Annotated in this window: 7 protein-coding genes; 4 read left to right on the plus strand and 3 right to left on the minus strand. The window is 40.3% G+C overall.

Features of this window, described 5'->3' with window-relative positions; translation table 11 throughout:
* The first annotated feature begins 317 nt into the window (after positions 1–317).
* Positions 318–4,901 (plus strand): S8 family serine peptidase, encoded by a 4,584-nt coding sequence (locus tag OEV42_20685; protein ID MDH3976686.1) that lies wholly within the window; start codon positions 318–320, stop codon positions 4,899–4,901.
* Between the two features lie 303 nt (positions 4,902–5,204).
* The gene (locus tag OEV42_20690; protein MDH3976687.1) at positions 5,205–5,501 is read left to right on the plus strand and encodes a hypothetical protein; all 297 of its coding nucleotides are present in this window, start codon (positions 5,205–5,207) and stop codon (positions 5,499–5,501) included.
* Between the two features lie 43 nt (positions 5,502–5,544).
* Here OEV42_20690 and OEV42_20695 read toward each other — a convergent pair whose 3' ends face one another.
* Positions 5,545–5,868, minus strand: a complete 324-nt coding sequence (locus tag OEV42_20695; GenBank protein ID MDH3976688.1) for a hypothetical protein — start codon at positions 5,866–5,868, stop codon at positions 5,545–5,547.
* A gap of 411 nt (positions 5,869–6,279) precedes the next feature.
* Here OEV42_20695 and OEV42_20700 point away from each other — a divergent pair, with 411 nt between their 5' ends.
* On the plus strand, positions 6,280–6,774 hold the full coding sequence (locus OEV42_20700) for a VTT domain-containing protein (protein MDH3976689.1): 495 nt from the start codon (positions 6,280–6,282) through the stop codon (positions 6,772–6,774).
* Between the two features lie 487 nt (positions 6,775–7,261).
* Here the strand turns inward: OEV42_20700 and OEV42_20705 are convergent, their stop codons facing one another.
* Together OEV42_20705 and OEV42_20710 are read right to left on the minus strand one after the other, a co-directional pair.
* Complete coding sequence (locus tag OEV42_20705) at positions 7,262–8,017, minus strand: hypothetical protein (GenBank protein ID MDH3976690.1); 756 nt, start codon at positions 8,015–8,017, stop codon at positions 7,262–7,264.
* A 127-nt stretch (positions 8,018–8,144) separates the two neighbouring features.
* Positions 8,145–8,378 carry a helix-turn-helix transcriptional regulator gene (locus OEV42_20710; protein ID MDH3976691.1) on the minus strand — a complete coding sequence of 78 codons (234 nt, stop codon included), beginning with the start codon at positions 8,376–8,378 and terminating at the stop codon, positions 8,145–8,147.
* Positions 8,379–8,484: 106 nt separating this feature from the next.
* Between OEV42_20710 and OEV42_20715 the strand changes: the two genes are divergently transcribed.
* Positions 8,485–8,808 (plus strand): hypothetical protein, encoded by a 324-nt coding sequence (locus OEV42_20715; GenBank protein MDH3976692.1) that lies wholly within the window; start codon positions 8,485–8,487, stop codon positions 8,806–8,808.
* Positions 8,809–8,976: the final 168 nt, after the last annotated feature.

Genomic DNA, 8,976 nt, shown 5'->3' on the forward strand with positions numbered 1-8,976 from the left:
CCCCGCCTTTTTTGTCTTATAACGAGTAGTACAGTCAAATAACAATTTGATCTGTAGCATTATGTTTGCAATCTTTACATGATTTGAGAAGAAAAGATTGTTTATTTGCTTTTACCGGGGTGATTCCAGGCAGCAAATTTGACCTGGAATGATATTTGCTATAACTAGAAAATCCGCAGTGGCTAAAATATCAACATATAGCTACAATAGTCCGGACCTGTTTACAGTGTAATTTTTTAATTGGGAAATTGTTCGCTCTATTTAAGGAGGGTTACAAGTTTAAACCCAATATCATATATTTATTAAGGAGAGTTATTATGAGGAAGAAGAACTACTTGTCAGGCCTGAAGTACATTGTTTCATTATTAGCTATCATAGCAGTTACTTTACCTATGGCAGGCTATTCGGCAAAGGGGAATAAATCTCCCGACAAAAATATTATAAAAGTACAACCTCCTGACATGATAATTGATGATCAGGATACCGTTGTAAACGACAAAAATGCGGGTCTCCAATATATTCCCGGTGAATTTATCATTAAATTTAATTCAAAAGCCGGTGAGATACTGAGAGGCAAACTTGATTCCAATCTAAATATATCACCTGATAATACGGGCATATCTTCCATTCACATCCTGAATAAGAAGCACAAGGTTAGATCGATGAAGCCTGTCTTTACAGGATTGCATAAGCAGTTAAAAAAGGGAAAAAGCATAAAATCTATTGAAGATGAAATTAAAAGGAAATTTCCCAAAAGAGCCACCCGTGGACAACAAAATGCAAAGCCCCATAATTTGGAGAATATTTATAAAATTAAAGTGTCTTCGGAAGAAGACATACAAAATATAATGGCTGATTATAAAAAAGACCCTCAAATCGAATTTGCAGAGCCTGATTATATCGTCAAAACCAATTTTATCCCTAATGATCCTTATTACGCTTCATCAAACTCCTGGGGGCAGGGTTACGACGATATGTGGGGTTTAAAAAATATTCAGGCAGAAATGGCATGGGACCTGGCTCGGGGAGATGGCATAGTTACGGCAGTTATAGATACAGGGCTTGACTATAATCATCCTGATATTCAGGGTAATGTATGGGTTAACCCATGGGAAATCGCAAATAACGGTATAGACGATGATAATAATGGATATATCGATGATATCAACGGATGGGATTTCTCTACCTATGACGGTGCTGTGGAAGATAACGACCCTATGGATGATAATGGACACGGCACCCACGTTTCAGGGACAATAGCCGCTGTCGGCAACAATGGGACAGGTCTTATTGGCGTTGCACCAGGAACGAAGATTATGCCCATTAAAGGTCTCGGAACAAGAGGATATGGGTATATGTCCGATCTGTCAAATGCTTTATACTATGCAGCGAGTCGTGGTGCAGACGTGATTAATAACTCATGGGGAGGGGGAGGAACTTCTTCGCTGATTGAGACGGCTGTTAACTACGCACATGCTTTGGGGGCTGTCGTGGTGGTTTCGGCGGGGAACAGCAATGGAGATGTTATGAATCAAATTCCTGCCAATATTATCAATGCTATTGCCGTTGCCTCAGTTGACCAGAATGATATTAAATCATATTTTTCAAATTGGGGTACCAAAGTAGATATAACCGCCCCCGGCGGGGGTACTAGAGACAATGATCCAACACGTAAATTTGAAAATATTCTATCCTTAAGAGCAAATGGAACGGATATCTATGGCGATGGCATTAATATTGTGGGCACTCAGTATTATCGCCTGAGGGGAACTTCCATGTCGGCCCCCCATGTTTCAGGATTGGCGGCATTAATTCTATCGTGCCGTCCCGATTTCACAAACGAAGAAGTAAGGCAGGTATTGAGGAGTTCAGCCGATGATATCGGTGATCCGGGTTTTGATATTAATAATGGTTTCGGAAGGATAAATGCTTTCAAAGCATTGCAGGTAAATTCGGTCTGCCTTGCCGGAATTGACTCGCCGGAAAGAAATTTGCTCACTGGAGCAGGAAGTTTTCAGATAAATGGGACCGCTTCATGCCCCGATTTTCAAAGTTATAAATTAGAATATTCTACTTCTCTTACTGGAACATGGACACAGATCGGCAGTACAGCCACATCCCCTGTAACGAAGAATCAATTGGGTACCTGGACTGTCGATGTAACGGGGGACTATTATTTAAGACTGACTGTGACAGATCAAAATAATAACGATTTCCTTGACATAACGGGCCCTGTTTTTGTAGACGCCGAGCGGCATGAGGGTTGGCCATTTGATACAGGAAGTATGGTTTTATCCTCTCCTCAAATAATCGATACAGATAATGATGGTAATAAAGAACTGGTTTTTATCTCGTATGAAGGCATTCTCTTCTTCATGAATGCCGATGGAACTGAAAAATTTACCATAGATCTTAATAGCAGCTATGCTTATTCAACGCCGGCCTTTGCTGATTTTGACGGTGATGGAGATTTGGACATGGTTGTAACTTTTATCAAGTCGGCATTTTCTTCACGCTTAAACTATTATGAAAATATTGGCGCCGGTTTTAGCCTTGGATTTAGCAGCATCATTAATAATGATGTTTATTCGAGTCCCATAATAAAGGATTTGGATGGTGACGGCAGATATGAAATCATAATTGGTGCCCTTTGGGGAGCATATCCTTACAACCTGAACAATATCTTGGTATTTGATGATCAGGGGACAACACTATTTGCTACCCAATTTGCCGATAAACTAATACCTAATATGGCCGTGGGCGATACAGATGGAGATGGAGATAAAGAGATTATTGCAGGCGGATATTATGATCCTGAAGGGCCTGGAAATACAGGCCTCCTGCAAGGTTGGCATCATGACGGCACTCCTTTTCAGGGGTCCAACTGGCCCATCATAAAAGAAAATTATTCTTTTGGAAATGTGATAATAAAGGAAAATCCCGATGGTCAGGCAGAGATATATGCAAACGGCAACACTCAACTTTATATAGTTGATGGTAATGGTAATCATCTGGGTGGCTCACCTATTAATCTGATTTCAACCTTTAAGGGTGGACCTACAATTGGTATCAATGAATTTGATGAACGCCTCATATACGTCAATCATGCAGCAAGAATCGAGTCTTATACTCTTCAGGGTTCAAAACGATGGGGAACTTCCGGCAGTGGAATACCGTTAGGACCTCCTATTTTCTCCAATCCAATTGTTCTCGATATTAATAATGGTACCGATAAACTTATTATCAGCAGTTATTCTCCAAGCTCTAATCTATTAACTATTGCCGATGACTCTGGAAACGTATTATCTGTAAAAAGAACAAATCGTAGAATTATCTCGACTCCGGCTGCAGGGGACCTTGACTCTGATGGATACCTGGAGTTAGCTGTTGGATCTGAAGATGGAAAAGTCTATGTCTGGGACCTTGATACTTTTTATCAGAAATCGATGATGGAATGGCCCCAATTCCAACATGATCTGCAGCATACCGGGAAATATAGCGCAATACCGAAGGCAAATGCCGGTGGACATCAGAATGTTAGCGATTCAGATAATAACGGAGAGGAAAGGGTCACTCTTGATGGGTCCGGATCCAGTGACGATGACGGGCCGATAGCTTCATACCTCTGGAAAGAGGGAGAGACAACTTTAGGAACATTCGCAGTTATTTCCAGCAACTTAAGAGTGGGAACTCACCTGATAACATTGATTGTAACTGATGAAGATAATATCTCTAATACGGATTCGGTAAGCATTGTAGTCAATGCCAATCAACCACCCATTGCAGATGCAGGTCTTTATCCCCCTGTCCCGGCAGGCGATCAAATCAGTTTTAACGGCTCAGCTTCCAGTGATGCCGATGGCAGTATTACAGCCTATGATTGGGATTTTGGTGACAATTCATCGGGAACAGGAATAACAAGAGCTCATTCCTATGCATCAAGCGGTAGCTATACCGTTACCTTAACCGTTACCGATAACGGAAATATGACAGATTCAGATACGTTCCAGGTAAGTGTCGTTGACCTAATAGCTCCCACAAACCTGATAGCTTCGGAAAGGGTAATGGGAAAAGGTAAAAATTTATCATATATGCATGATTTAAGCTGGGATACCGTTGCAGGCGCTGTTGAATATTCCATCTATCGCAGTAGTTCCAGTTCAGGACCATGGAACTACCTGGATAGGGTAACGACAAACTCCTATAGTTATAAAGCCGGTTCTGCTTCAACACTTTACTTTTACGTCTTACAGGCATCTGACGGTTCAGCATGGAGTCCATTCTCCAATTGGGGAGCCTCAGACGGTACGAGTGGGGTAACAGGACCGCTGCCACCTCTTGCAATTACCACAGATTCCCTGCCTGATGGATCTGTAAATTACTATTATTCAACGACCCTCCAGGCTGAAGGCGGAAATCCTCCATACACATGGGCTATAAGCGACGGCACTTTGCCTGATGGCCTTACTTTAGATCCAGGCGCCGGTACAATTAGTGGAACTCCAACAACCATAGGAAGTCAAACTCTTTCTGTGCAGGCTCTTGATGCTGTTTTTACTTCCCATGAAAAACAACTGTCAATCAACATTATTGATGCTCCTCCTGCTCCTATTCCTCCAGCTAACCTGTCGGCAACCATCAGAAAAGCCGGTAAAAACTATAGAGCTGATCTTGGTTGGGATAAAAACGTGGAACCTGATCTGGCGGGCTACAAAGTTTATAAAAGCATAGGCCGGCAGGGAGGTCCTTACAATTTGATTCAAACTATAAACGATCCTGCCCAAACTGTATTCACCGATAGTGGATTATCCAGTGGAACCTTCTACTATTATGTCGTTACAGCCTTTAATAATATGGGGCAAGAGAGTGGTTATTCCAATGAAGTTGAGCTTGTTCCCTGAAATTGAAAGCTAATATTGTAAACAGAGTTGATAATTTTATATCATTTTTTTAGATTCTCTCTTTAATAAACAAAAATATAACCATACTTAATAAAAAAAGCCCGACAACTTTAATGTGTCGGGCTTTTCATTTTTATTTTCTTAAGGGACTTCTAAGGCTGAAAAAGAGGCCTTTTTTAGGTATTTATTCCTTGGTGTCAATGGGTTGAGTTGGTCTAACCCTAATCTCCCAATTTCGGCTCCAACACTCAAGGTCAATAGTCAAGTCTGACCCTCTCTTCCACTAAAGAATTTGAAGAACAGTTGGAGCTTTATAAAAAAGGAGAGGAAAAATATCTGGCTTTATCCGATTATCATATTCTCGGGGAGGAACTTGCCATTATTAAGGCCTTTGCCGATCAATTGACGCTCTATTGCGCTATTGTACCTTACGATCGGGAAAACAAAAGGACTGATCATATTGAAATGCCTACAGATACCTTATGGGGAGTGGGACAGGCAATTATAAGGCTCATTGAAGAGCTGCAGACGAAACTCATGATTCTGGATAAAGGGTTTATTCTGCGCATGAGGGAGGAGAAGGGTAGAAGTGTTACCTAATTACTGAGCATCTACAATGGTTCTCTTTTATTCTTAAAATGACTTAATAATTAACATTTAAAAGGTTCAAAGAATAACGGGCTTTTGAAGTCATCAGCCGTCCATTTCGGGAAGCTTCAACATGCAGCGTCGGTTGCTGTAATGTCACTGCGCCATCCTCAAATGACAGCAATCCCTTCTTCTTCCTTACTTCATAATGTTGACCATAATAGTAACCTAAATAGGCGGCCCCACCAATAAGAGCAAGGAAAACAACTGTATTGCTTGGGCTTGGAGGATCACCTTTTCCGGCATAGGCTTTATTCGGATATTGAGCGCCGACAATAATAAAAGTAAAAATCATAAAAATAGTAATTATCATTTTCATCAGCCTACCTCCAATATCTTTTAGTTATAAACAAAGTATATAGAAAATAAATTCTTCATGCAAAGGCACTTATAATCCATAGGAGAAAATAGGGAAGGCGAACGACCAACCAGGTAGTAGGGATTTAAAGAAATATAAAAGAAAAAAAGGTAATATTGTGGATTTGACCTTTCTATCAGCAAAAGGAGTATACTAAAAGAAACCCCTATTCATAGAAGAGTGATGGCAGAAATAAAAAAACCAACGACTTATATATGGCGACCTCTGCTGCTGCTGACTCTGGTGGCTGTCGGGATACTCCTGTACTTAACAGGGCTATTTGAACCGGAAAAGTTCCTACAATGGGCGGGAGCTTACACAAAATTCTGGTGGGTCGCAGTAGCGTTGATCTTGCTGCAGGCGTTGTTTTTCATGCTGGCACTTCCAGGCTCCTCCTTTTTATGGGTGGCAGCCCCCCTCTATCCACCGTTGCTTGCTACTGTGATTCTGGTAGCAGGCAGTACTCTGGGAGGTATGGTGGCCTATTTTTTTGCCCGTACAATGGCTACCCCATGGTTTGCCCCTATGGAAAATAACCGCTTCTTCCACCTGCTGGAAAAGAGGAGCGATTTCCTTACCCAGTGTATGCTGCGCACCTTTCCAGGCTTTCCACACTCCTTCATCAATTACAGTGCAGGTATACTGAAGCTGCCTCTCCTCCCCTTCCTTCTGGCTGCCGTAATAGGCCTTTCCATCAAGACCATGCTCTATACCATTACTATTCACCGGGCAATGAAAGTAACTAATCCTGCTGATCTAATCCGTATCGAGACGATGGTCCCCCTTCTCATGCTGACTCTCTTTTTTGCTCTGGCCCAGCTATTTCAACGCCATCTTTCCCGTACTGATAAAAAAGATCGAACCTGATATTTTTTTCCCGGAATAATATGGCGGGGAATAATCAGTCTTATTGAAGAGCTGGAAACAAAAGTCATGATGTTCGATAAAGAGTTTATTCTGGAAGGGAGAAGAGAGGAGAATAAGAAGCATCAGTTCTTTATCACCCTATTTTCCACAATGGAGGAACAAAAAAAGGAGAAAACAGGGACGGTCATCTCTGTTTTCTCCCTTGCTAATTCCTTAAGATCTTTCACTAAATACCTCCTTATTTCTTTTAGAGCCATTGTCCTACATCGTAAGGAGGTATTTTATAAAAACTTCGTAATACACATGCTTTGCAGAGTCGATTTCACCGGTGAAATCGGTAGTTCAGGAGTGAAAATGCGGGGACAACCCCCAGGTTAATGCTTTACCGTAATTTAGTAGGATGTAATGTTTCAATCATGCGGCGGATGGCGCTAGCTTATCCGCCCTACAGTGCTAATTTATGTTGGGTTACATTCTTCAACTCAATCTACCTAACTGTAATATTAAGGCTCTTCATTTTTCTCTTTAACTGTACAAACTTATTTCCATCAAAATAATAAGTCACAGAATTTGATTTTATTAATCTTTGATCCTTTCCGCCCGGGTGCATATATAATTTACCGAAAAAGGATACATAATAAGTTTCATTTTTATACTCAACTTTTTCGTTTCTTAAAGGTGAGGTTAAATCAGAAAATTGATCTTCCGGGTCAAGTGCAATATCAATATTCCCCAAATACCTTAACTTTTCTTTATGAAATTCATAGGTTTTCAAACCCCAACTATATTCTGTCCCTAATTCAGCTAAAATAAGAATTTTAGTTTCGCCGTAATAAAAAATAGGTCTTAAAATATAACTATCCCAGGCACCTTTCCCTATGTAGAGCGTATCAACTTTATCATTCTCCAATTTTAAGAGGAAAAACCTTCGCCCATTATCATTTTTATTTCCTTCGCCATGAGCCGATACAAGATAGGTATCATTTCTGCCTGGTATTTTACTGATTACAGGAATGTCGCTGTCACCATATTTTTTATATATGAATTCGGACAATTTAAGAGCTATCTCTAGAGAAACATTATTATCATCATAAAAAAATCTTTTAGAGTCAAATTCGTGAACGACTTCCCTTGGGACATATTTTTTTAATTCCCCGGCGTTGGCAGTATCCTGGAACAAAAGAAAAAGAACTAAGGGTAATATAATGAATATTTTTAAAGATTTATGCCCTTTAACTTTCATTCTCATTTTATTTTTGGACACCAAATACCTCTATTGGCAACAATGCCCATATTTGGGATTAGAACAAATATGGAACATTTAAGCCTTTATCAGCCTTAGGAACCTTCTAAAAAAATCTGCATTATTTTTATTTAAACAAATAATCCACAATTTCAGAAATGGACATATTCAGTGCTGAAGCCAATTTTAGGAGTGTTGATAATTTTGGATCATTTATTCTTTTCAGGCTCTCTATATTTTGGATATGCTTATAATCAATTTTAGCGATTTCAGCCAGTTCTTCCTGAGTTAAACCCAGCTTTGCCCGCTTTTCTTTTACCAGCGTTGCCAGCCGGTTACTGATTTCCTGTGCACTTTTCATGAGCGCATTATATGACCATGACTTACAACTTGACACCGAATAAATTAGGTGCTATTGTACACCAATTACATTCGGTGGTGGCCTATAATTAGTGAGGATTACAAACATGATAAAGGACTTTAAAAAACGGCTCGAACACTATGAAAAAGGGAAAGACAAATTCCTTTTACTGTCAGACTATGAAATCCTCGGAGAGGAGCTTGCCATCATCAAAGCCCTGGCGGAACAGTTGACCCTCTATAGCACCATACAAACCTGCAAGCCAAATCGCAATGAGAGAGAAAATCTTTTGATCCCTGTCGATACCTTGTGGGGTTTCGGGCAGGGGATGATCAGGCTTGTTGAAAAGCTTGAGGGTAAAATTCAGATTCTTGATGAGCGGTTTTTTCTGGAAGGGCGGGGGGAAAAGAACGGCCAGGTTCCAGATTAGGAGAAGTAAAGCATCCAGGCTCAAAAGATGTGGATTAATTAATAGCTGCCGCAATACCTTTTAAATCGTGTAGAGGTCTTGATCTTTTATTTTGCAGAATGTCATCGTTTATTTTAAGAATTACACTTTTAATCAAGTCGGCATTTGATTTCAGGTGAGTTAATGACT

It is taken from the genome of Deltaproteobacteria bacterium, assembly GCA_029860075.1.
Lineage (GTDB): Bacteria > Desulfobacterota > JADFVX01 > JADFVX01 > JADFVX01 > JAOUBX01.

Bases quoted from the DNA above. Each gene is read 5' to 3' on its own strand.
- OEV42_20685 (MDH3976686.1), top strand. From the start codon at position 318: ATGAGGAAGAAGAACTACTTGTCAGGCCTGAAGTACATTGTTTCATTA.
- OEV42_20710 (MDH3976691.1), bottom strand. From the start codon at position 8,378: ATGAAAAGTGCACAGGAAATCAGTAACCGGCTGGCAACGCTGGTAAAA.
- OEV42_20715 (MDH3976692.1), top strand. From the start codon at position 8,485: ATGATAAAGGACTTTAAAAAACGGCTCGAACACTATGAAAAAGGGAAA.
- OEV42_20700 (MDH3976689.1), top strand. From the start codon at position 6,280: ATGCTGGCACTTCCAGGCTCCTCCTTTTTATGGGTGGCAGCCCCCCTC.
- OEV42_20695 (MDH3976688.1), bottom strand. From the start codon at position 5,868: ATGAAAATGATAATTACTATTTTTATGATTTTTACTTTTATTATTGTC.
- OEV42_20705 (MDH3976690.1), bottom strand. From the start codon at position 8,017: ATGAAAGTTAAAGGGCATAAATCTTTAAAAATATTCATTATATTACCC.